This is a genomic window from Pantoea allii, assembly GCF_002307475.1.
In the GTDB taxonomy this organism is placed as follows: domain Bacteria; phylum Pseudomonadota; class Gammaproteobacteria; order Enterobacterales; family Enterobacteriaceae; genus Pantoea; species Pantoea allii.
Window position 1 is genome coordinate 17,729 of sequence record NZ_NTMH01000026.1, and the last position, 26,503, is coordinate 44,231.

At 56.5% G+C, this 26,503-nt stretch carries 23 protein-coding genes and 1 pseudogene; 17 read left to right on the forward strand and 7 right to left on the reverse strand.

Annotated elements, in window-relative coordinates; genetic code table 11:
- Nucleotides 1-120 precede the first annotated feature (120 nt).
- From CMR03_RS08840 to CMR03_RS08855, 4 genes are read right to left on the reverse strand one after another with little or no spacing between them, the layout of a single operon-like run.
- Nucleotides 121-645, reverse strand: a complete 525-nt coding sequence (locus tag CMR03_RS08840) for a hypothetical protein (RefSeq protein ID WP_096011329.1) — start codon at nt 643-645, stop codon at nt 121-123.
- A gap of 50 nt (nt 646-695) precedes the next feature.
- Nucleotides 696-1,142 (reverse strand): AfaD family invasin, encoded by a 447-nt coding sequence (afaD, locus tag CMR03_RS08845; protein ID WP_096011330.1) that lies wholly within the window; start codon nt 1,140-1,142, stop codon nt 696-698.
- Nucleotides 1,135-3,609 (reverse strand): fimbria/pilus outer membrane usher protein, encoded by a 2,475-nt coding sequence (locus CMR03_RS08850; RefSeq protein WP_096011331.1) that lies wholly within the window; start codon nt 3,607-3,609, stop codon nt 1,135-1,137. The genes afaD and CMR03_RS08850 overlap by 8 nt, the downstream gene beginning before the upstream one ends.
- Before the next feature lie 36 nt (nt 3,610-3,645).
- Entirely contained in the window at nt 3,646-4,380 is a 735-nt protein-coding gene (locus CMR03_RS08855) for a fimbria/pilus periplasmic chaperone (RefSeq protein ID WP_096011332.1), read from the reverse strand.
- 440 nt (nt 4,381-4,820) lie between these two features.
- Between CMR03_RS08855 and CMR03_RS08860 the strand changes: the two genes are divergently transcribed.
- Nucleotides 4,821-5,819 carry a LysR family transcriptional regulator gene (locus CMR03_RS08860; protein ID WP_208625014.1) on the forward strand — a complete coding sequence of 333 codons (999 nt, stop codon included), beginning with the start codon at nt 4,821-4,823 and terminating at the stop codon, nt 5,817-5,819.
- Between the two features lie 270 nt (nt 5,820-6,089).
- Here the strand turns inward: CMR03_RS08860 and CMR03_RS08865 are convergent, their stop codons facing one another.
- Nucleotides 6,090-8,627 carry an autotransporter outer membrane beta-barrel domain-containing protein gene (locus CMR03_RS08865; protein WP_096011334.1) on the reverse strand — a complete coding sequence of 846 codons (2,538 nt, stop codon included), beginning with the start codon at nt 8,625-8,627 and terminating at the stop codon, nt 6,090-6,092.
- A gap of 103 nt (nt 8,628-8,730) precedes the next feature.
- The gene (locus CMR03_RS08870) at nt 8,731-9,129 is read right to left on the reverse strand and encodes a hypothetical protein (protein ID WP_128604198.1); all 399 of its coding nucleotides are present in this window, start codon (nt 9,127-9,129) and stop codon (nt 8,731-8,733) included.
- 614 nt (nt 9,130-9,743) lie between these two features.
- On the opposite strand from CMR03_RS08870, the gene CMR03_RS08880 reads away from it, so the two are divergent.
- From CMR03_RS08880 to CMR03_RS08895, 4 genes are all read left to right on the forward strand, one after another.
- Complete coding sequence (locus CMR03_RS08880; RefSeq protein WP_096011337.1) at nt 9,744-10,679, forward strand: IS110 family RNA-guided transposase; 936 nt, start codon at nt 9,744-9,746, stop codon at nt 10,677-10,679.
- Nucleotides 10,680-10,996: 317 nt separating this feature from the next.
- Nucleotides 10,997-12,715 (forward strand): ATP-dependent nuclease, encoded by a 1,719-nt coding sequence (locus CMR03_RS08885; protein WP_096011338.1) that lies wholly within the window; start codon nt 10,997-10,999, stop codon nt 12,713-12,715.
- A gap of 2 nt (nt 12,716-12,717) precedes the next feature.
- Nucleotides 12,718-14,346 (forward strand): UvrD-helicase domain-containing protein, encoded by a 1,629-nt coding sequence (locus CMR03_RS08890; protein ID WP_096011339.1) that lies wholly within the window; start codon nt 12,718-12,720, stop codon nt 14,344-14,346.
- 204 nt (nt 14,347-14,550) lie between these two features.
- On the forward strand, nt 14,551-15,759 hold the full coding sequence (locus CMR03_RS08895) for a type II restriction endonuclease (protein WP_096011340.1): 1,209 nt from the start codon (nt 14,551-14,553) through the stop codon (nt 15,757-15,759).
- A gap of 51 nt (nt 15,760-15,810) precedes the next feature.
- On the opposite strand, the gene CMR03_RS08900 is transcribed toward CMR03_RS08895, so the two are convergent.
- Nucleotides 15,811-17,226, reverse strand: a complete 1,416-nt coding sequence (locus tag CMR03_RS08900; protein WP_096011341.1) for a DNA cytosine methyltransferase — start codon at nt 17,224-17,226, stop codon at nt 15,811-15,813.
- A gap of 351 nt (nt 17,227-17,577) precedes the next feature.
- Here CMR03_RS08900 and CMR03_RS25510 point away from each other — a divergent pair.
- The 12 genes and pseudogenes from CMR03_RS25510 (at nt 17,578) to CMR03_RS08960 (ending at nt 26,105) form a co-directional block, all read left to right on the forward strand.
- Nucleotides 17,578-18,024 (forward strand): annotated as a pseudogene (locus CMR03_RS25510) (antirestriction protein).
- Nucleotides 18,025-18,066: 42 nt separating this feature from the next.
- Nucleotides 18,067-18,504, forward strand: coding sequence for a DUF1380 family protein (locus CMR03_RS08910; protein ID WP_096011342.1), 438 nt, complete (start codon nt 18,067-18,069; stop codon nt 18,502-18,504).
- A gap of 42 nt (nt 18,505-18,546) precedes the next feature.
- Nucleotides 18,547-18,942, forward strand: a complete 396-nt coding sequence (locus tag CMR03_RS08915) for a DUF1380 family protein (RefSeq protein ID WP_096011343.1) — start codon at nt 18,547-18,549, stop codon at nt 18,940-18,942.
- Between the two features lie 781 nt (nt 18,943-19,723).
- Nucleotides 19,724-19,957 (forward strand): DUF905 domain-containing protein, encoded by a 234-nt coding sequence (locus CMR03_RS08920; protein ID WP_164484299.1) that lies wholly within the window; start codon nt 19,724-19,726, stop codon nt 19,955-19,957.
- A gap of 73 nt (nt 19,958-20,030) precedes the next feature.
- A complete protein-coding gene (locus tag CMR03_RS08925; protein WP_096011345.1) occupies nt 20,031-22,094 on the forward strand; it encodes a ParB/RepB/Spo0J family partition protein in 2,064 nt (687 codons plus the stop codon).
- A gap of 38 nt (nt 22,095-22,132) precedes the next feature.
- Complete coding sequence (gene psiB / locus CMR03_RS08930) at nt 22,133-22,570, forward strand: conjugation system SOS inhibitor PsiB (RefSeq protein WP_158087009.1); 438 nt, start codon at nt 22,133-22,135, stop codon at nt 22,568-22,570.
- Nucleotides 22,567-23,238, forward strand: coding sequence for a plasmid SOS inhibition protein A (locus tag CMR03_RS08935; RefSeq protein WP_096011347.1), 672 nt, complete (start codon nt 22,567-22,569; stop codon nt 23,236-23,238). Before psiB ends, CMR03_RS08935 begins: the two co-directional genes overlap by 4 nt.
- The gene (locus CMR03_RS08940; protein WP_039343807.1) at nt 23,235-23,462 is read left to right on the forward strand and encodes a hypothetical protein; all 228 of its coding nucleotides are present in this window, start codon (nt 23,235-23,237) and stop codon (nt 23,460-23,462) included. Before CMR03_RS08935 ends, CMR03_RS08940 begins: the two co-directional genes overlap by 4 nt.
- A 655-nt stretch (nt 23,463-24,117) precedes the next feature.
- A complete protein-coding gene (locus tag CMR03_RS08945; protein ID WP_096011348.1) occupies nt 24,118-24,513 on the forward strand; it encodes a hypothetical protein in 396 nt (131 codons plus the stop codon).
- A gap of 133 nt (nt 24,514-24,646) precedes the next feature.
- Entirely contained in the window at nt 24,647-24,979 is a 333-nt protein-coding gene (locus CMR03_RS08950) for a hypothetical protein (RefSeq protein ID WP_096011352.1), read from the forward strand.
- A complete protein-coding gene (locus tag CMR03_RS25855; protein WP_371872304.1) occupies nt 24,976-25,221 on the forward strand; it encodes a hypothetical protein in 246 nt (81 codons plus the stop codon). Before CMR03_RS08950 ends, CMR03_RS25855 begins: the two co-directional genes overlap by 4 nt.
- Before the next feature lie 47 nt (nt 25,222-25,268).
- Nucleotides 25,269-26,105, forward strand: a complete 837-nt coding sequence (locus tag CMR03_RS08960; RefSeq protein WP_096011349.1) for an N-6 DNA methylase — start codon at nt 25,269-25,271, stop codon at nt 26,103-26,105.
- Nucleotides 26,106-26,503: the final 398 nt, after the last annotated feature.

Here is a 26,503-nt window from a genome sequence, read left to right on the forward strand (position 1 = left end):
GCGTACGGTCCGTCCGGTATTCGTGTCTTTCCTCATCAGCGTCTCTGTTTTCTCCCGTTACGCCGGCAGAGTCCGCGCGGTGGCGCCCCTGCCGGCCGTTAAAAAGGTCAGGCTGATGCGTTAAGGATTATAGATGGCGCCCGTCGCGCTGATGACGTAGCTGCCCGCTTTGGGTAGTGTTAATGATGATACAGCGTTAACGGTATAATCAAAATTACTGACAGATTGCTTACTGAAAATGTAATCCCCGTCTGACGTTTCGATATAATCAGTGTCATTTGATGTGGGATATACACGATATTCCAGTTTGTAGTCATGGTCGTTTGTATGGCCTGTCGCATACGTTACAAAACTCTTATTACCAGGTGCGGCATCTTTTATGGCAAGTTGTGCCGTTACCCCGGTCTCTTTGATTTTCAGGTTACCGTTTGCAAGCAGACCAGAGGCCAGTGTTGGTTTGTCTGCACCCCCTTTAAGTCCTTCCACAGGTGTCAGGGTGTTTTCCAGCGTTATCGGCTGGTTCAGCGTCACGGTGGCGGTGGTGGCGGTCTTGTTGTCGATGGTGCCGGTAGTCACCAGGCTAGCCATGGCCATCTGGCTGAAACAGCCGGTGACGACAAGGGCGGTCAGTAAACGCATTTTCATAGTGTTTTCCTCTTTGGTTTTGTATTTCCGTGCCGGCAGGATTGCCGGCCTCAGTCTGTTGTGGCCGCGCTCAGCGCCACGGCCCACGTGTCGGCGGCGGCGTTCTGGTCGCCGTCGGCCTCAATGCGGAACGCAACGCTGCGCTCCGCGTTAACCGTTATCATTCCGCCTTCCGGCGGCGGCCCCGGCTGCCATCCCTCTCCGCTCAGGCGCACCCGCAGGGTGTTACCGGCATGCCGCTGCCCGGTCAGTTCGCAGCGGGCTGAGCTGCCACCCGCGGCACGTGCGGCGCACCACAGCCGGAAGCCGCCATGCGGCGCGTTGCTGCTGACGCGACCCCGCATCAGCAGCGTGCCGTCCCTGACCGGCCCGGCATGCAGGCCGGGGGTGGCGGTCAGCTGAAGCACAGGGCCGGCCTGAGCGGCTCCCGCTGCGGTCAGCAGCAGTCCCGTCAGGGCAAAATGCCAGCGCCGGGCGCTGGCGGTTACGTTATTCATGTTCTTCTCCTTGTTCTGCAACCCGGCGACAAACCGCGCTGAAGGTGTAAAGGCTGGCCGGTCCCTTTTCTCCGGGCAGCCGGTAGTCCGCCTGACAGCGCTCGCTGCCCGCGCGGACCATCAGGCGGCCCGCGGGCGGCAGGCCGGTAAGAAAGGCCTGCCCGCTGCCGTCAGCAAGGCCCGCGCTGCCAGCCTGTCCTGCCACGCTCACCTGCGCCCCGAACGGCACGGGTGTGCCGTTCGGGTGCTGAAGCGTGACCAGCGCCCGGGCACCGGTCCGCGTCCGGAAGGCCGCCATCACGATTGCACCGGCCGCCGGCACCACTCTCACGTCGGTCTGCGGCACGTCTGCATCGTCCGGCAGAGTGGTGGGGTCCAGGCTCACCGTGTTGTCCTGATAGTCCGCCAGCCCGGACACGGCGGTGTAGCCTCGCCAGTCTGTACTGACTCCCGGCCACCCGCCCACGGCCACATCAGCGGCACCAGGAGCACTCACAAGCGCCACCGTGTCCGACAGCGGCTGGCTGAACGTCACTCCGTGCCGGTGAGCAATCATGCCGCCCGCCACGCTGACATCTGCCTGCCGGTCCGACGCGCCGTAGCTGTAGCCGGCAGCCGCCGTCCCGTAGGTTCCGGCCCACCCCGCGTGCAGGCTGCCACTCGCCGGGCCTGACCCGCTGCCGGGGCGGTAGCTTTCCCGCACACTCCAGTCCAGCTGGTCTTTCACCGCCCGGCCACTCAGCGCCACTTCCTGTGCCTGTGCGCCCTGATGAGGGGCTGTCAGGCTCCAGCTGGCGCTGGTGCTCTGGCCGAGCGGTACGCTCAGCCACACGCTCAGCAGGCTGTCCCGGCAGCCGGTCCCGGTACGGCTCTGCTGCCAGCTGAGCGAAACGGACGCACCGTACAGCGACGCGCTCCAGCTGGCACCGTAACCGTAGTCTGGTCGGCTGCCGCCCCGCCAGTCCGTGCGGGTGACGTTCAGACCCAGTCCGCCCGCCGCGCCCAGCGTCTGGCTTACCTGCAGCATGCTGCGACCGCGCACGGACCGCTGTGCATATCCCACAGGGCTGTAACCGTCGCGTCGCCAGCGGTCCAGGGTGTCAGTCATTGACCGGTACCCGGGTGAGGTGTACTGCACGCTTGACAGGACAATCCCCGTCGTATCACCCAGTTGGCTGTTGTAGCGCACCCGCCAGGCAGTGCCGGCACTTGTCCCGTCGTGCGGGGTACGGGCACGAGCCGTAGTGGCGTCAGCCGAGACGGCGCCCCAGCGCCCCAGCGAGCTGCCGAGTCCCAGCGATGCCCCGCTGTAGTCTGCTGCCCCCTGCAGTCCGCCATAGAGAGTCAGCCCCCGGGGCAGCCCATACATCAGGGTGGCCTGCACCAACGGTGCCGGCGCAACCCCCGCCTCCGTCGGGCGATAGCGGCCTGCGGCCACGCTGTACCTGAGGTATCCTTCGTGCAACGCCACGGCTGGCGTCTGCCACGGAACCGTAAAGAACTGGTTGTGTCCGTCCGCCTCATACACCGTGACCTGCAGGTCGTCTCCGCCCTGTCCCGCAGGCAAATCCTCAATACTGAAAGGCCCGGGCGCGACCTGTAGCATCTTCAGCAGATAGCCGTGCTGGCGTATCTCAATCCTGGCCCGTGTGCGCGCCACGCCCCTCACCACCGGCGTGTAGCCGCGCTCGTTCGCCGGTATCATGGTCTCGTCGGTGGCAAGCATCGCGCCGCTGAACGGCACGCCGTCAAGCACATCGGCGGAGGTGGTGCGCTCACCGAGCGTCAGGCGGCTCTTGATTTTCACGAACCCGCGCTCTGCCCAGGCGTAGGAACGCTGCCAGCGTTCACCGTTCTTCCAGCTCAGACTGCTGCGCACGCGCCACGGGCCGGCATTGATGCCAGGCTGTATCTGTGCCCATGAGGTCTCCGCCGGACCGCCGGGCTGGCCGTCCGTGCGTGAGGCGGCGGCGCTGTAGTTCATCCTGAAGGCGGTGATGCCGTTGTCCCACAGCGCCTCCGGTGCAAGACCGCCGTAGTGGGGACGCAGGGCGGCCTGCGGAATGTCCAGCCTGAGTTGCAGTGCCGCCACGTCCGCCTTCACCTGCGCCTGCGGTATGGCCGACAGGCGGGCGCACGCTTTTCCGCCTTCCGCCAGCGCAGGCCAGGCCGCCGTGTTGACGCCCCAGCGCAGCAACTGCGCCACGCTCAGACAGGGCTGCAGGCTGTCTCCCGATGGCGCTTTCACCAGTCGCAGCGTGATGTCCTGACTGTCAACCTGTTCGCCGTTAAGCAGAACGTCCATCCGGTACGTGCCCGGCTGCTGCAGACCCTCTTCGAACAACGACAGATCCGCGTTTTTCGCCGCGCCGCTCAGTAGCGAAGCGTCAAAGTGATACTGCTGCGCGGCGGCACCTGAGGTGAAGCACGCTACCGGCAGGGCCGCGATGAAAGCTGTACGACGCACACGTCCCCCCCGGCTTTTCACGTTAATTCGGATAAATCAGTCAACTGCGGCCTCGAACTGGCGGCTCTCACCACCAAGATCGTTAATGACGCTCCACTTTACGGCCCCGGCCGCGCCCGCTGGCAGCGGCAGCGTCACGCTCCCCTGAGGAGGGACATAAGTCAGATCACCGACCTCTTTCCCCCCCACGCTCACCGCCTTCAGGTTCATATAAAATGGCGTCGGGTTGCTGACCCTTAACACCTTACCCGTGCGCGCCCAGGTAAGTGCGCCCGCCACCTCTTCCGAGCTGCCCTTCAGGCCGGACGGCCTGAAAATCAGCTTGTCACACATGCTGACGGCCATGTTCACGGTCACTGACACGTTTGCTGCGTGACCGGACGCGTCGCCCGACGGCGGCAGCGCCTTCACACACAACCAGTACAGGCTCTCCCGCGTCTGCGGAAGACTGCCCCCGGTGCGGATAATGCGCAGCCGGCTCTGCTGGTTCGCTTCAATGCGGAACAGCGGCGGCGTGACCAGGAAGGGAGCCGGTGTTTTGCGATCCTCGCCGGTTACCGTGGACTGGACCAGCATGGGGCGGCTCTGTGGGTTTGATACCGAAAGCTGCGCGCCGGCCGCACCTTCCGGGTAGATGACCCGCGTGGTCCCGAGCGTCACACTAAAGGTGTTCGTGCTCGTTGCTGGCCGCATTTCCACCGCTGTTGCAGAGAAGCACTGGGTAAACAAGGCCCCGGCGAGCAGGGCTGTGGTGATGAGTGAGTTGTTCATGAGATGTTCCCGTTATATTCACGCCGTCAGGTAAAACGCAGGTTGACGTCTGCCTGAAAGGAATAAGCGCGGCGGCCTGTCAACTGAGGTCTTAATTCAGGGCGCGAATCATACTGTCGGGAGGGGGGAAGGAAAACCCGTCTGTAGTTAAGACATCGTTAACTTTCGGGAAAGGCACAAGCGCACAGAGCGGGAAGGGGGCGATACATCTTGCCCGTGGTCTGAGTACCTGTCAGCTGCACCGCAGGCAACCATTTTTAGCGCCCCCTTCCGCCTTTGATCTGTGCTTTCATAAGGTGGCAGCCGGTCTCTCACCACAGGCGTCGGGGCTTGAAAACAAAGAGTTCTTCTTTAAGCTATCCTGTTATTCCATAGGCCCCATGACAGACGTGATGAAAAACACATCAGTTCTGTTTCTTGTACATACTGATTAAGGAACCATGATGGATAAAGATAATAACCGTGGTATGCGGGACTGGCTTATCTTCATCCGCACGGCAGAAGCCGGAAGCATTTCAGAGGCTGCCCGGCAGTTGAATATAAGTACCGCTGCCGTCAGCAAGGCCGTCAGTCGCTTTGAGGAGTATCTGGGTGCGGTGTTGTTTAGCCGGACGTCACAGGGAATGAACCTGACCGAAGCGGGCCAGACAACGTTAAAACGTGCTCGGGAGATAACAGAGTCCTTTCATTCGCTGCTTGAGGACATTCGTAACCCGGACAATGAAATAAAGGGGCATATCCGTCTTACGGCACCCGCCATCGTGTGTGAGTTTCTGGCCAATGAATGGGTCTTCGATTATGCGCAGATGCATCCGAAGGTGAAGGTGTTTCTCGACGCACGTGAACGTAGCGATCTTAGCCGGGAATCTCCCGAGCTGGATGACCTGGTATTACGCAGCGGCAGAATTGAAAGTGAAGACCTGGTGCACAGAAAACTGTCTCCCCTGAAGCTTGTGCTGTGTGCCAGTCCCCGTTATCTTGAGCAGCATCCGGCCATTTCTCATCCGCGCGATCTGGAAAATCATCAGCTTCTGGGGATGCACCACCACGGCCTTGCCGGTCCGATCCTGTTTTTCAGTGGCGAAGAGTCCTATGCGCTGGAGCGTGATGCTGATACAGGCATCTCTTCAAACAATCTGTTCGCTATGTTGAATCTTGCGATTCAGGGGCGCGGGATCAGCGTCGCCACGCCCGGTTGGCTGGCTTCCGGTTATTTAGGGCGTGGACAACTTGAAATCATTCTGCCGGAATGGAATATCCCTGACCTCCCGGTATGGCTTATCTGGCGGCAGCGCCCCCGACAGACCCGAATTTTCACCGATTTTTGCAATTATATCGAGAAACGCTGGAATACGCGGCCTCAGCTTCTTACTGATAACCATGCGGCGCCTCAGCTGCAACCCGATTTTCTTGCCCGGCACGACAGCGGAAAACCGTAACTGCACAGTGCGAAAGACGCTGTCGGATTTGCCCTTAAATAGCCGCCGGCTGACGTAGCGCTGATATCCGTGCCGGGGCCCGGTGCCGGTATGAAGCCGGATATAGTTGATAAGCATGACTACGAAAGTAAGGGGCTTATGTAGGCCATGTATTGACGTTTAAATTGCGGTGAGATCGACCTTCCATTGCAGCAATCGCGCAGCCTGCTCACCGGCTGAGTGACCTGCTGCCCTGGAAAGCTGACCTGCCGCCCGCCACGGAATGAAGGCTCAGAACCGGTAGCTTACCTGCAGCGAGCCCTGGCTGTCGCGGAAGCCACCAACTCCGGCCTGCTGCGTGAACACCACGGCGCCCGTCAGGCTATGCGACAGGCGCCCCTCCACACCCGTTTTCAGCTCTGCAATGTTCCGGCTTCCCCGCACAGCATCCGTTTCTTCATTCATGCGCACGCCGTACACCTGTGTGTTGTGCAGCCAGTTCGCTTCCACGAACGGCTGGAACTCGCGCACGGTCCGCTGGTCCGCCTGGCTTTTCCCGTTCAGGTAAGTTCTCAATCCGAGGCGGGTGTTGACCCCGTCGTTTCCCGCCCCCTGTACGCGGGTGCCGCCCGCCTCGGTGTGGTCATCCGCCCGGATGCCGGACCAGACGGCCTGCGCGTGCGGCTCCAGGAATACCCGGTTTTCCATGCCGGCAGCACTCTGCCAGCTTTTCACCTGCCAGGTGTATCCTCCTTCCAGCGACGCTTTCAGCCCCCGGCTGTTGTAACGCTCCACAGGCAGCAGGTCACCTGATACCTCGTTGCGGAACCAGTTGTACTGCGCCCACGTTTCGGCCCATGCGCCGGTCTTTGCCTCTGAGTTCTGGTACCACGTGCCGTACACCCCGGCGCTGTATCCGCTTACGCTGCCTTTCGCATCCCGGCCGGTCAGGCCGTTGCGTACGCTGCTGTCCGCCCGGCCGTAGCCGCCCGTCAGGCCGGCGTGAAGCGCGTCCGTGCCGTTTGTGGAGCCCTGAATAACGTCCCCGCCCAGTTGCAGTACATAGCGGTCAGTCTGCGTGCCGTTCTGGCCGTCCGTCATGGACGCCTGGCCGTGACTGCCCAGATTACGCATCCACAGGCTGGTCGTACGGGCCTCACCCGTTACCGGGTCGGTATAGCGGGTTTCCCCGCTGCGGTCCCGCATCGACAGGTCAAACAGGGTATTCGCCGCCTGAAGGTTAGCCGTGTAGGCCGCCGCCTCGGGACGGTACATGCGGACAGGTTCAGGAGAAGGGGAAGGCCCGGGAGAAGGTGTGGGGGCAGGGATTGATGCGAAGGCAGTGCTGGTCAGGTACCAGCCCGCCGCGTCCGTGCCCGAGACGTTTCCTTTGCGCAGGCTGTAGTCGTAGGCACCCGCCACTACGCGGTTACCCAGCGAGAACACGGCATCAGAGCGCCCGCCCACGCTGATGAGCTGAATGCCGTCCAGCGTCTGCGCACCGCCGCCGTTCTCATTGGTCACGAAGAGGGTGCTGGCGCCGCTTGTGTTGCCCGTCACCACGAGGCGGTCAGTCAGGGAGTCATCGCCGCCCAGCACGCTGCCGAGCGACACCGAGCTGCCTGGCAGCCCGGTGTAGTCACCGTTGACGGTCAGGGTGTTGCCCGCGCTGGTCGGGGTCGGGTTCAGCACGAGGCTCCCTCTGTTTGTGAGGCTGCCGTTTATGACGGAGGAGGCCGTTTTTTCCGTGCTGAAAAGCAGCGTGCCGTTCTGAGACAGGGCGCCATTAAGAATGCTGCCGCTTTCCAGCGTCAGGGTGCCGTTGTTGACCGTGCCGTTAGCGGCGGCCCAGCGGGCCGATGGCGAGAGGGTCAGTGAACTGCCGGAGCTGACGGTAATGTTGTCCACGCTGACGTTATTCGTGGCGGTGAACGCTGCACTGTTATTTACACCGCCCACGGACACGGTGGAGCCGTCACCGGGTGTACCGCTGACGATACCACCAAGCACGGCCCGGTTGCCGGCCAGAATGAGGGTGGCGCCACCCAAGCCGACGTCATCCCTGATGGTGCCGGCATTAAGAATGCCGCCCGTAACCGTACCGGTGTTCGTGAAGCTCCCCAGCGTCCCGGTGTTGCGCACCGCGTACTGGCCGCCTGTGAGGGTTCCCCGGTTATCAATCGCCCCCACGCTGCCGTTATCCTCAATATCCAGCGCCACCTCACCGGCCCTGACGGTGCCTGTATTGGTGAACGCGCCTGAAATGGTGCCGTCAGTGGTGAAGGCAACGGTGTCCGACAGCGTGGTGGTGGTGTTGAGAACGCTGCCGACGGCGGCACCGTTAGCAATCCAGAGTGCGCGTCCGGTACCGGAGAGCGTACTGCCACCGGTGGTTTCCCAGCGATAAACGTTTGCACCGGGTTCAATGAGGTACAGAAAGTGGTTGTACCCCAAAATATTTCGGGCCGGAAGTGTGGCCTCATCATCGTCATTAATTCCGGGCTGAGAGACGGAGTACTGACCGCCCGGCACCCCGGTTATCGTCCCGCTGACCGCTAATCCGTTAAGGCCGAGCAGGTCCGCATCTGGCACAGAGGCACTTTCTGACGTAAACCCGGAAATCCTGGCAGTGTTATCAGAAATGATTGCCGCAAAAGTGTCCGTGTTGGATAAACGGCGAACTTCATTGATGGAGCTCTGATAAATGGGATCAGATTCGCTACTTCCATCATCAACACCTTTAAGAAAAGGAATGAAATCAGGCACCGTTGTTACCCCCGCCTGGGCAGCGAGGTTCAGGGCAAGCAATGAGTATAGATATCGTTTCACTTTTCTGTCCTTAGTGGCTTTGTTACTCTTCAAAATTCCCAAGGCAACGAGAGAAAGTATGTATTCGTCTGAATTGTGAGCAGAAAGTAGATATAAATGAGACTTATTGTGCCAGCCAGAAGCCGTCTGTCATGCCGAAAAACTGCCGCCCGGTAAGGTCAACAAAGGCAAAGTCTAAAGCTAAAGCTAGAGCGCCCCACGCCAATACCCGGATGACGCGAGCATCACTGATTTTGTCATTCACCATCAGTTCTGCCAGAAACATACCCGCAATGAATTCGAAAACAATCGTGTTACTGGCAATTTTAATCCAGCTCTGCCACAAGTGCGAGACAACCATTTCAGGCAACACCTGTGAGGAAAAACTGAAACTGCCGTTGTAAAAGAGCTGAAACCCCACCATAGCAGTCATAAAAATCAGCGCACAGCAACTGCTGCGGTAGCGATAACTGAGACACATGGAAAGGGCAAAAACGGCGTAGAACATGACTTCATAGGACATCGTCGAGGGAGGCCCTGCGGGCTGAAACCAAACGTCGGCACCTGACTGCTGTAATCCTGAAGACCGAAATAAAGGACACATGACATCTGGCTGATTGTCCATTCAGGATACGGTCTATATGTGACGCTTACCCTTGAGCTTTACCGGCGCGCCGCCCTGATGCGCAGCCACCTGAATTAAGATGCCGGAGTGGTCATTTTATGACCACTCCTTTTCCGTTCGCGGGTACTGCTGCCGCGGCGCTTTTATCCACAGGGTTCCGGCCGGTTTATTCACCGTGCTGTGGACAACCGGGAACAAGGAGGTTGCTGCGCGCCGCTTTGCTCCGCCTGTCGGCGGGGGAGGGAAGAAAACCCTGGCCGTGCGGTCTGCGGCCGGTGCCGTGCCTTCACTTTAGCCCGACCGCCTCGTGGTAAAGCGCGCCTCCTTGTATGTTTATTCCAAAATGTAGATGGCGTTATACTCATCTCGTTTTTCTGATGTTGCAGCACGATCGTCTCCATGGGCAGCAAGCCCGAGGGGGAGCAACCTAGCGCAGCATCTTTTTCAGCACTAGCCCGAACAATTGCCCGGAGCACAAAAGCCCGTATCGACAAGGCAGGGAGAACTGAAAAATGAACGACAAATCAACTATCGGTATTGACGTGTCAAAGCATACTTTAGATATCTATATTGATACTAGTAAACGACTCATGCATGTGGAGAACTCCGCTTCCGGCATTATGCAACTACTGAAGGAACTAGAAACCCTTAATGTATCTGGCGTTATTATGGAGGCTACCAGCAGGTATCATTCTCTGGCCGAATCAATGCTTATCGCAGCTCAACTGCCAGTAGCCATAATCAATCCGCGACAAATTAAAAATTTTGCACGGGCAATGGGGAAAGTGGCGAAAAGTGATCCTATTGATGCCAGAATAATCTGTGAATATGGCTGTTGTATGAAACCGGAATTCAGGCCCGTTAAAGATAAAGAACTTCAGGACTTGGCATTGTTACTAACACGTAGACGCCAACTCGTGCAGAACCGAGTAATGGAAGCTGTGAGGCTACAGGAAAAAAGTGGTGAATTTATAGAAAAGAGTATTAAAGAGCATATTGCTTGGCTTGATATTCAAATTGATTCACTTGATAAGGAAGTAAAAATCAAACTAAGTCAAAGTGTTGCGTTATCCTCGAAACGGAAAATACTTGAAAAAGTCAAAGGCATTGGTCCTGTAACCCAGGCTGCTATTCTGAGCTTACTTCCTGAACTCGGACATCTTACACGCAGGCAGATTTCGGCGCTGGTTGGCGTATGTCCCTATGACCGTGATAGCGGACAGCTTCGAGGTAAAAGAGCTATATGGGGCGGTAGGTCAGCCTTGCGTGCAACATTATATATGGCAATGCTTTCTGCGGTGCGGTATAACCCTCAGATTAAGAGTTTCTACACATCGCTTATTGCACGCGGAAAACCCAAAAAACTTGCTATTACAGCCTGCATCAGGAAGTTCATTACTATATTGAATGCTGTGTTCCGTGATCAAAAGGAGTGGATTTGTAACTGAAAAGTGTATTTTTGCTCCACGTAAAGTAGAAAAAAACCTTGGTTCAAAAAAGAATCAGGTAAACTCTTTTTTTTGCGGGAAGCAAATATTGCTTAAAGTCAGTTTTAATAACAGTATCGCCTAGTCCGATTGATTATCGAGTTCCTGTAGGGACTAAAACGGATTTAAATATTCAGATAAATTTCCAAAAAAATGTTATTTTAATTAGAACAGTTAGTTATACAGATTAATACTTGTCAAAAGTATAGTTTCCCGAATCGCATGGTCTTGTTATTGGCAGGGCTACTTAACAATTTTCTGGGCACTCATTACCTCTTATGAAAATCGACTACGTCTATCTGCATCAATACCGAAATTTCGCTGACGCTCATATCAATTTAGCCAAGAACAGCTTGGTGATAGGAAGCAACGATGTTGGGAAAACCAATATGGTTCATGCGTTGAGGCTGTTGCTCGATAAAAGCTTGTCAGAGGCTGATATCGAGCCGACTACACGTGATTTCCATTGTGGACAAAATGGCGTCCAGTCCGATTTCTTTATGATAAGAGTTGCCTTCTCCGAAGTTACTCAAGACGCCGTTCTTTCCCAGCTCAAGGGGTTAGTCAGTGATACGGGCCACTTTTTCTTAGAGTTTCGGGCCTCCAGAGCGAACCATAGCTATGATATCGCTGCAGGACACGCTCTCTCATCAATGGAAGTTATACCTAGTCGCCATTACCTCAAGCACCTCAATCTCAAGTACATCCATTCACAGAGGGACCTTTTGCGGTACATACGATCAGAGAAACGCCATCTTTTGCGCCTTGCGCAGGAGTCAAGAAACGATGATCAAGTGAATGCCGATGCGCTACAGTTACAGACGCTTACTGGTTTATTGGAGTCAGTAAACGCTGGCGTGAAGAATCTGAATTACGTTGCAGAGGCAACCAGGGACCTAAACAATGAATTACAGGCTCTGTCACACCATCATATGGGATATAACGTTTCACTAGATACTGGAGCAATAGGTATCGAGCAGTTTATCGAGCAGTTGGAACTGGGGGCTAGCACCAATGGCTCTCGTGTGATGCTCGGGGGTGACGGCCGAAATAATCAAATCCTTTTGGCGTTGTGGAAAGCTAAGAGTGTGCTAGAGCACGATCAAGACAACGAGGTTGTGATCTATTGTGTTGAAGAGCCTGAAGCACATCTGCATCCTCATCAACAACGCAAACTGGCAAGCTACCTCATTAACTCGTTACCCGGACAGACCATAGTAACTACACATTCTCCGCAAATTGCTGCAAGTTATCATCCCAATTCGATTGTTCGTTTATTGCGTAATAACGGAGTATCTCGAGCGGCAAGTCAGGGCTGCTCTGAATGCATTGATGTTGCATGGACAGGGCTTGGTTATAGAATAAGTATTCTTCCTGCAGAGGCTTTTTTTTCTTCAGCGGTCATGTTAGTTGAGGGGCCTTCGGAAATGTTGTTCTATGCTGCACTCGCCCGCGCTCATGGTTACGACCTTGATCATAGTAATGTGTCAATGTTATCTGTGGATGGTGTTGCGTTCGAGGTTTACAAGAGTGTCTTAAACGCTTTGGAAATTCCATGGGCGCTTCGAACCGACAATGACATATCAGATATCAAGATCGGCCGCCGTGAACAGCAACAGACACTCCGTAATCTCGCAGGAATAAACCGCGCTCTATCGTTAGCTGGTATGCAATCTCGGCCACACTGTTTACCACCATATGATCATGCTGCATCGTTATCCGATGGCACCTGGCAAGAAGTAAGCAGTGCTGTCGCCCCTTATGGCATCTTCATTTCACAAATAGATCTGGAAAATGACATTGCCGCCGAACTGCCGACACTGTTGAATGGATTCAAAGGTCATGACTTAACTCAAGCGATCACCTACTTACAAGGAAAAAAAGCAGTTCGAATGCAGGAGTTTGTTGAGTATTGCGGCACCCAACTTAGGGTAAACATTGATGGGCATCTGCTTAAGCCGTTGCGTTATTGTATGCAAGCTGCAGCGGAGTTTTAATTATGGCTACTTTCACACCAAGTGAAGAACAAAAAAAAGCCATTAATTATAATAGCGATATGGTCATTATTGCCCGTCCTGGTAGCGGGAAAACCAGTGTTCTGTCGTGCAAGGTTCGCAATATGGTGTCTGAGTTGCGCACCTACCAAGGCATCATCGCCATTTCTTTCACGAATAAAGCGAGCGCGGAGTTGGAGCGTCGCTGTAAAGTGGATGCCTTCGACACAAAGGCTTCTTTCTTCGGCACTATAGATGATTTCTGTCTTCGAGAAATCATCTATCCGTTCGCTAGGCAACTTCTGTCTTTAGCCGCAGATGTTAAAACTGCCAAGATAAAGGAACTGCCGGACTCGCTTACCACTATGCTGCCGGTAACGCCGCTTGAGAAAGGTAGCATTACTAACACAGTTTCGTTTCTGCCGTTCATAAAGGCGTCTTTGGCCCAGGGTTTCGTTCCTTTAGAAGCAGTAGGTATGCTGGCTTATTACGTGCTGGAACATTCAATTGCCTGCAAAAAATATCTTAAAGCAAGATACAAAGCGATATGTGTTGATGAATATCAGGACAGTGGGTACTTTCAGCATCAACTATTTCAAACCTTAAAGGAACTTGGTTTGACGGCAGTTGCAGTCGGCGATAGTGACCAATCTATCTATGCATTTGCCAAAAAAGATCCTAAGTATCTATTGGCGCTTACGCACCCAAGTAGCGGCTTCGAACATTTCTCCATCACGACTAATTTCCGCTGTCATCCTTCAATTAATAACTTTGCACTTCGTCTGCTCAACCCAAACCATCCAGTCACGCCGACGAACGACATGCGAGTATTTATTAAGACGATTAATGGTGACCAACGTGCCATAAGTCAATGGTTAGAAAGCGCAATACCTCATCTCATGGAATACTTTAAAATTCCATCAGCGGCAAGAGTAGCTGTTCTGTGTCGACATCAGCATTCGGCAAGAATAATTGCTAATAATCTGAGTTTTTCTCACCAACTTTTAGAAGATAACCCTTTCGAGATAGCCCCAACGATTGAAGCAAATCTTTTTACTGATTTGCTAAAACTGCGTTACGATCCAAAAATGACTGCCGAATCATTGATTGAGCGAGCTTGTAAATTCAACCTAACCTCCAATGAGCGCCGTAAGCTTCGTAGGACAATTTTAAGTTGCCGAACGTGCTTAGATTCCGATCTTACGGTGAAGGTGTTCGCTGCAGCCTCAGATTTAGTGGGACAGCAACTTGCACCAGTAGCTGTGACAGAGCTTGAGGGTATTTGCGCGGATGCCAGCAAGCTTCGCTGGTTCCAACGACCCGGCGATAATGCTGTACAGATTATGACCCTGCACAAAGCGAAAGGGTTAGAATTTGATCTGGTCTTCCATGCCGATCTTTACGATCACGTTCTTCCTTCGCGTATCTATCCACCGGGAACGTATGGACAGGTTATCTTTGAAAACGAAATTCAATGTTTAAATCTGCATTACGTTGGAGTTACCCGTGCTGTTAAAGCTTGTGTGCTGATGACATCTAACTACCGTATCAATGGGCAAAGTAATGTTAAGAATGGTGAACCATCACAGTTCATTGGCAGAAACGGTGCGATTGCTTTACCCATTAATTGGTAGAGCTCGCTGGCTCTGTAAGTTGTTAGTGAGAGGGTTATAAGCCGCCTTGTCCGGGAAACCGGCATAGTCCAGAAGGACAAGGCCACTTTTTTCTAACTGCTTAAGTTCAGTTGGAGACTGAATAATTGTAAAAGCCTCAGTGGCTGCTTCAGTTTAACTGTGAAAAAATGGCTAGCAGAATTTCAGGGCAACAGAGGAATGTTTATGTCGGTTTTTCATGACTGGCTACTTAAGATCGCGGGCGGGAATTACTTCTTTTATATAAAACGTCTTTCTGCCAATGACACCGGCGCAACAGGGGGCCATCAGGTAGGGCTTTATATCCCTTCCGGTATCGTTGAAAAGCTGTTTCCGTCTATAAACAACACCCTTGACCTCAACCCTTCGGTCTTCCTCACTGCTCACGTATCATCTCATGACTGTCCGGACAGTGAGGCTCGGGCAATTTATTACAACAACCGTTATTTTGGAAAAACCCGGAATGAGAAAAGGATTACACGCTGGGGAAGGGGCAGCCCACTTCAGGACCCTGAAAATACAGGGGCCTTGACGCTTCTGGCCTTCAGGCTTGATGAACAAGGTGGGAACAGTACGGCTGTAGACATCTGGGTTTGCGTCAGTCCAGACGAAGAGGACGTTATTGAGACCGCCATCGGTGAAGTGATCCCCGGCACGCTAATATCCGGGCCTGCCGACCAAATTCTGGGTGGCCTGTCGCTGCAGCAAGCGCCAGTTAATTATAAATACATTATCCCGGAAGGCTGGCAGCAGCGCTTTCCCTCTGGGAATGAAATTATTGAGTATGCAGCCGGCCACTATGTTAAGCATTCACTTGATCCGGATGAGCAGCTTATTGACCGCCGGCGTGTCGAATACGACATATTTCTGCTTGTTGAAGAACTCCACGTTCTGGACATCATCCGTAAAGGGTTTGGCTCTGTGGATGAATTCATTGCGTTGGCCAACTCAGTCAGTAATCGTCGTAAATCCCGAGCCGGAAAATCACTGGAACTTCATCTGGAGCATCTTTTCATTGAGCACGGACTGAGACATTTCGCTACGCAGGCAGTCACGGAGGGCAATAAAAAGCCCGACTTTCTGTTCCCCTCCGCCGAGGCTTACCACGACGCGGAGTTTCCTGCAGACAATCTGCGCATGCTGGCCGTCAAAACCACCTGTAAAGACCGCTGGCGCCAGATACTGAATGAAGCTAACAGAATTTCTCCGGTTCACCTGTTTACGCTTCAGGAGGGTGTATCACAGGCACAGTACAGAGAAATGCAGGCGGAAGGGGTTAGGCTGGTCGTGCCGTCGTCCTTACATAAAAAATACCCGGAGGCGGTAAGGGCTGAATTAATGACGCTGGGCGCCTTTATAGCCGAGCTCATAGGGCTTTACGCCGATCTTCCTTGAATAATCTCCCGGCATACCCTGCCGGGAGATTATTCAAATGTTCGCCGCCTTCTAAGCATCGGCAGAAACGGCTTTCAGGATGTAAGGCTCCAGCAGTCTAGCAACCGCTTCAAACACAGGGACCACTACGGAGTTACCGAATTGTCGGTAAGACTGTGTGTCCGACACCGGAATACGAAAAGGTCTGCCGTCGGGCTTCTCGAAGCCCATAAGGCGCGCGCACTCACGCGGTGTCAGCCTACGTGGCCGATGCGCCTGATTTTCTTCGTTCGCGAAATCTGTTTCACCCATAGCCATATCCCAGCCACGATCAATCAGAATTTCAGATCCGTCTTTGTGATAGCGGGCAGAAAGCGTACGGGCAACGCTTTCCCTGTTTTCAGGGTTTACAAGGCCAAAACCGAAGCCGTTCCCCTTAGCCGCGTGCTTTTTGGCGTAGTTGTAAAGGTACTCCCAGAGCTTCGGTGTCAGGATGTATTTGCTGTCTACCACTGGCTCCAATAGCTCGCCAAATGACGGCCGCTGTTCCGGATAAAAACGACTGACATCTTGCAGGGTAAAACCCGGATGAATATTCAGATCGCGGCGGAAACCAACCAGCACAATACGTTCACGGTGCTGAGGCAGGAAATGTTTTCCGTCGATAACTTTAGGATCATTTTTGCCTATGTTATTAGCATCCGAAACTTCATAGCCTAACTCGTCGAGAGTCTCCATGATGACCTTAAAGGTTTTTCCTTTATCATGGCTCTTCAAATTTTTGACGTTTTCTAATACAAAAATGGCCGGCTTTTTTGCCTTTATAATCCGCGCCACGTCAAAGAAAAGTGTTCCCTGAGCCTCACATTCAAAACCATGGGCACGACCTAGCGAGTTTTTCTTACTGACGCCAGCAAGGCTGAATGGCTGGCACGGGAAACCTGCCAGAAGTACATCATGATCCGGTACATGCTCGTCAATATAGGCATAGGCATCAGTTTCTGTTACTTCAGGTTTGTCACTGAGAGTAACTTCGCGAATATCAAGATTAAACTTGTGTGCTTCCTCATCATTAAACCAGTTGGCTTTATAAGTGCGCACCGCTTCTTTATTCCATTCGCTGGTAAAAACGCACTGACCACCAATGGCCTCAAATCCTTTTCTTATACCGCCAATACCAGCAAAAAGGTCAATGAACCTGAATTTATAATCCGGATGATGTGCGGGCGGTTCAGGCAGCATTTTCCGCAGAAGCGCTTCTTCAGCTGACGTCAAGGATTTTGGCGTGCATTTGCCATTAATCCATCGGTTAAGAGTTTCGCGGCTCCACTCGTTTTTGCCGACTTTCCTTAGTAACTCGGCTACGTACTTCTGGTCATAGATTTCAAGTACCTGCTCGATCAATTTTTTATCATTCTCCTGCCGCAGCTTGTCTTCACGTTCTGCTTTCTCAAGCAGATCCTGCGCCAGTAATTCAAATTCAGACATAATGCCTCCAAGGGTCTTATGGGTGAAACTTTATCACTCATCTGACCCAGATGGAAATTTTTTATCTGGATATTTAAACAGTGCCTGCCGTGGCTATTTATGTCGTAGCTCTTAGGCACTTTTATTGTTTGACATCGAACACAACTGCTCCCCCGTTCGCACTCCCTCCGCCGCGCTTACTTCCGTCGCGCTTCCGCTCAGTATTCGCGTCAGCGCCGTGCGTAATCACGTCTCCGCTCGCTTGCGCTGCGGCCTCGTCGTCGCGCTTGACCACTCCGGCTTTTCGTCGGGCTGTCATTCAGGCACGGCACAGGCCGGAACTTTAATCCCCTTTGACTGCGGAGATGTCTGATGAACACACAATTCCACGTTTACCCGCCAGCGTCTGTCCTGGCGGATGCTGAAAGGCTGCATTTTCTTCCTGCGCTGTTTGGCCACGACTTCATGCGTGCAGAAAACAACGTCTACCTCTACGCCGATCGATAACTGGCCAACTATGACGGAGCGGTGTGGGACTTTGTAAGGGTGCCAGGCGTGCCCCACGGCGGCGGCTACATGAAGCCCGCCGGAGAAGAACGCTGGCAGTTTTCCAGCCCCCACGTCTGGACTGACCTTGAAATCAGTTCGGACGCGGCGGGGATCATCATCACGGCGCTGGTACTGAATCACCGCAGCTGGCTCTACGACCGCCACGACGACGAGGAGCTGTGCGCGCACTTCTGCCGTCGCTACCGCCAGCTGACCGCATTTGCACAAATCCATCCCGAAGCCGCCGCGATTTTCTGCGCCCTTGACTGAAACCAACGGGGCGGCGGGGCCGCCCCTCACAGGAGAAAAATTATGTACGGAACCGTTAACGAAGTCTGTGAGCAACTGCGCCAGCGCTACAAATCCGACGAACTCATGACGCTGATTGTCTGGACGAAAGAGGACGTGATCGACGTCCTTGACGATGAAAGCGTGTCGGCTGACGCTGCCGATGAAATTCTCTGCCGCATCGCCAGCGTGGACGCGCAGCATGTATATGGCGTGAGCCAGGACACGTTACAGGCGATTGCCGACATGATGCGTGACGAGAAGGAGCAGGCCCGCGAGGTGACGTTGCCCGCCACCGCCGCAGAAACCGTGGTGAGTCTGGCGTGGGAATTCATGCGGCTTCACGATGCGCAGAGCGGGGAAGAAGGTGCAGCCGCGCGTCTGTATCCGGCTCAGGCCGAAGCGCTTCGTCGTGTCGGGGCCGCGCTTGAGCAGCAGCGCAGTGAAACCGTCAGCATCTGATAATGCGGGGCGGCAGGGCCGCCCCTTTACGGAGGAAAAATCATGTACGGAACCGTAAGCCAGTTGTGTCACCGCCTCAAAACCGAGTTTCAGGGCGAGGAAAAAATCACGCTGATCATCTGGCGTAAAGAGGACGTGGTGAAGGTACTCAGCGAGGAGCACATCACGGAGGAAACCGCCGCCGAAATCGTGTGCGACCTCTCGACATGGGACAGGGATGCACAACACGAGGCGGGCGTGGGGGCCGAAACTCTTCGTGTGATTGCCTGCGGCATCCGCTACGCGGCCACACGGCGTAACCGGCCGGTGACTGTCACCGCGTCCGATCTGGCTGTTCTGGCCGAGGCCGTTGAGCGCTTACTGAATACGGGGGGCGATGACGATCCCAGCGCCATTGAAGAAGCGCTCAGACGGGCTTACCACGCCTTAAATCAGTAACGGCGGCAAGCAGGGCAGGGAGGCCCGCTGCCGGTTTTTGGCGGGCGAAACCCCCTTCGCCTGCGGCGGCGAAACGGCAGGGCGCGCCTGACGGCGCGGCCGCCGTACCGCCTCTGACAAGAGTATTCTTAAGCGTGGCTTTTACCGCCATTTTTTCAGTGTTTTCTGTCGTGATGCGCGAGCGCCTCAGCGGGTTCTGACCGTGTCACACGAAAAAAATGCTGCTACGCCGGGCGTCCTGTCGGCTGTCATGCTTCGCACAGAGCCGGCGCGCCGTCTCTGCCCGGCCCCGTTCCGGGGCAGCGGGTTTCCATCCTGACGCAACACCTCTCGCTTGCAGCAGCCGTTCCGGCTGCGCCGCTCAGTCGCGCCGTATACGTCGCTCCGTGCATCCCGCCACAACACACGGCGGGATGTAAGGGGCAACGCCGTTTCGCAACCGCGCTCAACGCCATTGCGGCGGGTTCCTGCTTTCCTCAGGGGTTGTGTTCGCCCGTCTGAGTCCTTTCGCCGGGGCTGAGACAAGCACAAACCGCCTGGCTGTCCAGGGACGGCTGAAGCCTCTCGCCGGAAAATTTTTTGATGTGGCTAAAAATTTTTCCGCTCGCGCCCGGACACCTGCACCGGCCCGTGCTCGTTACGCCCTTTGCGGCGAACGGCTCTCAAACGGGTGAAGGATACAACCTGGGGACAAAGCAGCAGTTCCCCGCAAAACGTCAGGACCGCGGCCCCGGCAACTCAACGGGTGACGGTTTTTAAGGGCAAAAAAGAGGAGATTTCAGTGGAACAGTCAGCAGTGGTGCGCTTACCGGATGACACCTTTACGCGTGAGGAAGCCAACGCAGTCGCCGCGCAGTACACCAACGTCGCTATTGAGGACGATCAGGTAACGCACTTCCGCCTGGTCGTGCGTAAAGACGGGCAGGTGGTCTGGCGCGCGTGGAATTTTGAGGCAAATGCGGGTTACTGGCTCAACCGTTATATCGGTGAGTACGGCATCCGCAAAACGCAGTAAGCAGTGAAAGGTGCCCTGCCGGAGCACGGACTCCGCAGGGCGTGACAGTCATTAAACGAATGAGGTATCAACGATGTCAGTAACAGATGTTAAAGCAAAAGCAGTCAAAAACACCAGAGCCAAAAAAGTAACCGCTGATGAACAGGCGGCGGTCAGCGCGGCGCTGGAAGCCGCACCACTGGAGCACGCGCCCCTGTCGGCGTTTGTGGTGTCGCCGCTCAATGCGCGTACCATCCCGTATTCTGCTGAGAGCGTGGAGAGCCTGGCGACCACCATTAAGTCGGTCGGCCTGTTGCAGAATCTGGTCGCCCACGCGCTCCCTGACGGGCAACTGGCGGTGGCCGCAGGCGGCAGACGCCTCACCGCCCTGAACCTCCTGTGCTCACAGCAGGTTCTGACGCCCGATCATCCGGTGCCGTTCAAGCGCGTGACCGAAGACATGGCAGCGCTCGTCTCTTACGTCGAAAACGCCCAGCGCAGCGACATGCACGCGGCAGAGCAGATAGCCAGCTTCGGGACGATGGCGGCGCAGGGGAAAACCGTCGAGCAGATTGGCGCGGAGGCGGGTTACAGTACCCGCCACGTCCAGCGCATGCTCAAACTCGCGAACCTCGCGCCGTCACTCCTTAAGCTGCTGGCAGACGATCACCTGACCGTTGAACAGTGTCAGGTGCTCTGCCTGGAGGACGATCAGGAACGTCAGGTGAGCGTCTACGAGTCGGTGAAAGCGGGCTGGCCTGAACTGCCGCTCGCCATGCTGAAAAAGCAGATCACCGACAAAGAAATTTCCGTCACAGATGATCGTTTCCTGTTCGTGGGCCGTGAGGCCTACGAGAACGCAGGCGGCGTGGTACGTGAAGACCTGTTCAGCCAGCAGGACGGCGAAGGAACGGCAGACACCGTTCTGCTGGAAAAACTGACCGTGCAGAAGCTGGAGGCGATGGCGCAGGAAATTCAGGCGCAGGAGGGCTGGAAGTGGAGCATGGGCCGGATGAGATCGCTGTGGCCGCACGGGGATGGTATGGAATACCGCCTGACGGACGCGCCGGAGCCGGTTTACATCAGTGACGAAGAACAGCGCCTGACCGCGCTGTATGAGAAAGGCAACGAGTGCGCGGAGGCCGGCGACGATGACGGCTACAGCGATGCCGAGAGGGAGTGGGAAGCCATTGAAAAAGCCGCGCAGATCCGCGCGTGGACGCCGGAGTTTCGCGCAACGTCAGGCGTTGTGGTGGGCTTTGACGGTTACGGCGATCTCTGCGTACAGCGCGGCGTGATCCGCCTGTCGGATATCGAGACGGTGGAACCGGAAGAAAGCCGCGACACGGAGCAGCCACAGGAGCCGCAGGAGAGCACCGCCGAAACATCCGTTGCCAGTCGCTTTGAGTATCAGTCACCGCCGGATGAGGCCGAGGGGATCAGCCTGCCGCTGCTCACGAAAATGTCCTCCGAGCGCACCCTTGCCGTGCAGGCCGCGCTGATGCAGCAGCAGAAAAAAGCCATTGCCCTGCTGACCTGGCAACTCTGCCGGAGCGTGTTCACTGCCGGTTATTTCCGCAGCAGACCGTTCCGGATCAGCCTGACCGAGTCACATTCCACCCTGACGGGGAATGCCCCTTCCGGCAAGGACGGGGCCGCCTTTCTGGCGCTCACGGTGGAGCGCAAAAGGCTGGAAGCGCTGTTACCGAAGGGCTGGGGTGAAGACCTCACCGCGTTTTTCTCGCTGAACGGCGAAACGCTCATGGCCCTGTTGACCTTCTGTGTCGCCTGCTCGGTGGACGGCGTCCAGACCCGCGAATGCGGCCACACCTCGCGCAGTAACCTGATTGAACTGGAGGCCGCGCTGGGCTTCAACCTGCGCGACTGGTGGAACCCGACAAAAGCCGGATTGTTCGCTGACCTGAAACACGCCCAGATTATCGATGCCCTGAACGAGGCCGGACTCACGGGTGCGGCGCGGGATGCAGAGAAGATGAAGAAGGGCGACGCCGCCGAACTGGCTGAAAACAGAATGCGCGACACGCGCTGGGTGCCTGCCTGGATGAAGGGGCCGGAGCCGGAAAAGGCCACTGACGACGCCGCTGCCAGCGGGGCTGACAGCGACACGGACAACACCGATCCCGCTCACGCGGCCTGACAGGGAGCGCGGCCCTTCGGGGCCGCATGGAGAACATCATGAAAAATACCGGAATGAACAATCTCAGCATGCTGGCGTCAATGCATCCCTGTGAGTTTGAAGAGTGGCGTGAACGGGGCGAGGGCGAAAGGCATGTGCTGACCAGCGCCGTGCTTTCCCTCCTGACCGTGCCGCAGGGCTGGACGGTCAACGGCGAGTACCGGGCTGAATTCGGCGGCCTGTTCCCGGTGCAGTTGCGCTTCGCGCCGCCCGGTGAGGCGTTCTGCCTGTGCGTGTGCAGCCCCGGCGAAGTCGCCGGAGAGTGGCTTGTGCTGATCGCGTCGGCGGATGGCGGCTGCGTGCGCGACGTCCTCCGGCTGACGCCGTTCGACCCGCCGCGCATCAGCGCCCTGGTCGCCGCTGCGGCGCAGGCCTGTCTGCTGGAGTACAGCGTCAACGGCCTGGCTGATTACCTGGTACAGGAGGGCAACGCATGATCCCGAAAAACCGTTCACTGGTGCCGCTGTGCGAGGCGCGGCGCGCGATGCTTCAGGCTGTTGAGTACGTGGAGTGCAGGCGCGAACGTCAGACGCTTCGCGCTGACTTCCCTTATGCGCAGGCGTTCTTCCGCTTCCTGAAGGGCAGCAAGCGCATCACCCTGCGTGAACTGCGCTTCTTCGATCCCGTTCTGCGCGAGGAAGAATTACGCGGCCGCAAACGCGAGTGGCTGCGGGCCGTTGACTGGCTCATCGAAAGCGGGGGCTGCGCCACGCACCCGCTGCCGTCGGACGCGGCCCGCCTGCTCTTTCCGGAAGTCATCTTTCAGTGCGGCGAGCGGCGGCACAGAAAGGCAGAGATGCGCGACGAAAAATACAGCCGCCAGTTTCGCCGCAGGGAGGCGCTGAAGGCGCGGGCGGTTCAGGCGCTGACGGCGCAGGCTGAAATTGAGCTCGCCTTCCAGACGCCTGCCACGGTCGCCAGCTGGGCGTCAAAGTGGTCAGACACAGAGGTGAGCGAGAGCGAACTGGTCAGCCAGTTTTACCGCTGGGCCGATCGCTTTCCCTCGATGGCCGGTTTCCGGTCAGAGGAGGCGGGCGAAGCGGTGCGGGTGCTCGAGCGCTGGATGGTGCCGAACAAGCTCACGCAGGTCAGGGGGGGAGCATGAGCAGAGGCGATTACGTCACCGAACTGAAAACGGCCCGAAGCCAGCGCCGCAAACTTGCCACCATTCGCGCGAAAATAACCGAAATGGTGTCTGAATGGGACGGCCTTTCCGGGCCGCTGGAGACGGGGACGGAGCAGCTTCTTAATGCGCTGGACGAGCACATTAAAGCGCTTGATGAGGACATTGAGTACTGGCGCAGCGGCGGTGATTCGGGCGATGAATGACAGGGACGGGCAGGCTGTTGCCGGAAGGCACAGCAATTGATTGCTGACCCCGCTCAGCCGGGTGGGGTTGTTCAGTGGCTGTGTTAAGGCGGTTTTTTCCGGCCATTTACTTTGTATTTTCATCCTTATCACTGTTCGCCTCGGTTTTTTCTCTCCGTCCATTCTCAAAGCAAACCCCTCTGAAGCATGGCCCCCTCCGGCTCCTGCCCTGGCGGGCAGTCGTCAGCCCCACTCCGTCAGGCGGCGATAAAGCAGCCGCCCGTCTCCGCCGAAACGCAAAGGGCCGCGTTTCGGGCCTCCCGGCTAGGGTCTGATGGCTGAGGTCAAGGGCTGCAACCGGCTGTCGCCGGTGGGTTCACCGGGCGCGGGCGCCCTGTAAGGCCGTCACGCCGTTCCGTCGTGCCGCAGGTGTTCATGCTCATTTCATCCCCGTGCGGCTGTCCTGTTCCGGTTGTTCTGCGCGGAGGGCTGACAGTACCACCGTCAGCTCAGACAAACAGGGGTGAAATGCACTCAGCCAAAAACTTTTCGCATACCCCCGCAAAAACTTTTTGTCTTCGCCCCTGGTTGTCCTCCCTTTGCCGTTGGCACTTTGCCCTTCGCCGCGCCGTACCAACCGAAACAGGGTTTCAGCAACCAGGAGAGGAGAACCAGCATGAACACACACAACGTCAAGGTCAAAACCGCCGCAACCGAAACCACCGAAACGCGGGTTTTACGGACAAACGTCAACGGCCTTCCGTCCGGTGTCGCGCAGACGCTGGCGTTTCTGGGCCATCTGGCAGAGGACGGCATGGAAGAGAGCGAACGTGCGGAACTGCTGCTCGGTTCGCTGTTAAACCTCGCGGAAGCCCTGCGCGATGCCGTTCCGGACTGGTCAGCCCGTCGCCCACGGCTGCCGTTTCCGCTGGTTCGGGCGTGGCTGGCAGCGCGTGACGTTGCCCTGTCGCAGTTCGGTGAAATCGGGCAGGGCGCATGGGAATACGCCCTGAACGACCTGCGCACGGAACTGGACGCGGGCTTTCACTTCTGGCGCGACAACATCTGGTGATTTTTATGCGCCGCACAGGCGGCGTTAACCCCCAACCACTGACAGGGAGAACTCCATGAACCTGATTATCCGTGACGTCCTGACGGGCCTTGATGCCGACAGGCTGAAATGCCGGAATCACCAGGAGGCGGCGTTGATCGCCTCACTGTACGACGGCAGGCGAGACACCGCCGATGAGGAGCGGCTTTACTGGCAGGGCCGCGAGAAAGCCGCGCTGAAAGCGCCCGTGGAAATTGACGTTCACCGCTTTCACGACGCGCTGGGCGTGGCGTATCCGCTGAACTGGTCATGCAGTGAAGACGGGGAGTGTGAAACGTTCATGCTGGCCGAGTTTTACTGCGGACAGGTGACCGACATTTACGCACGTACCGGCGCACGTTACTTCCGGCTGCGGGATTACAGCAGCCTTGACCACGCGCAGATCATGACGCGCGTTAAGGAGGCCTTTGACCTGAGTCAGAAATGAAAAAAGCAGGCCTGAGCCTGCTCTGTCCACGCCGGATGTGTACCCCGCAAAAAGTCGCATCCGGCATCGTAAAACCAACATGGAGAGATAAACCCATGCAATTCGACCCGCAAATCGTGTCACACGCGCAGGCATTTGTAAATGCCCGCCGTAACGGGAAACGCGCCCGCGTTCCGGCTATGCAGGTGAGGCAGTGGCCGTTTTTTATTGCCCTGGTCAACGCTGGCCTCGGCCTCGCGTGATGTAAATCCGGCCGCCCCCTGCGGGGCGGCCGTTTAAGGAGTGGTTTATGTCACAGTTAGATTTTGCCGATTTTTTTAACCAGGCTGAAGACCCTGCGCCCGTGCCGGTTGCCGTTCCCCTGGCGGCTGCGGCTGCGGCCCGCGAGCCGTCACCCGCACACCGCATGATGAGCATCGAGACGGCGCGTAAACAGTTCGTGAGCGTGTTCAGGCACACGGCCCGTCACCTGCGCCGCTGGGACGTTTTCAGCGACTTTATCACGCTGGCGGCGAGTGAACTCGACCTTGCCACGATCCGCGCACCGGAAAGCATGGCGCGCTGCCGCAAAATCTGTGAGCGCTACAGGCCGGATGACATCAGCGATCTTCACCGGCTTTTCGGCCTGATGGTGAGCGCCCTGGAAGCGAAGTTTCATGACTTTCTGGGGGCCATTTTCATGGAGCTGGAGCTGGGCGACGGCAGGCAGGGCCAGTATTTCACGCCGTACTCCGTGCAGTCGCTGATGGCGCGCATGCTCATGCCAGGCGCAGAGGATGCGGTGAGGCGTGAGGGCTTTTTTACGCTGTCAGAGCCGACCTGCGGCGCGGGTGGCATGGTGGTTGCGGTGGCCGAATGCATGCTTGAGGCAGGGCTGAACCCCTCGGAGCAGATGTTTGCCAGTTGTATTGATATTGATCCGGTGGCGGCAGATATGGCGTTTATTCAGCTTTCGCTGCTGGGTATTCCCGCCGAAGTCATCACCGGCAACACGCTGACGTTGAAGTTGAACCGCGTGCGTTACACACCGGTCTATTACGCCAATGACTTCGGGGAACGTCTGAAAACGCAACGCAGAATTAACGCGATGATGGATTTCATGCGCTCCCTGTCAGATGCTGACTGACGGGCCGGTAAACGCGGGCGGGGTTCATCCCTGCCTGCACCGCCGCATAACCCCCGCGCCCCTGCGGGGCAGGGAAGAGGCGGTGCTGACGCACCGCGCATCCCCCGTCGCGTTCTGTACCGCCTCCCACTGATGACCGTTATCACCCTGTTGTTTATATGCCGGTGCCGCTTATGGTGGCCAGTGTGTGGTTGCTGCCTTTACTGAATTAACGTCAACAGCAACAGCCGGAACATGGCCCCCTTCGGCTCCTGCCCTGGCGGGCAGTCGTCAGCCCCACTCCGACAGGCGGCGGAAAAGCAGCCGCCCGTCTCCGCCGAACCGCAAAGGGCCGCGTTTCGGGCCTCCCGGCTAAGGTCTGATGGCTGAGGTCAAGGGCTGCAACCGGCTGTCGCCGG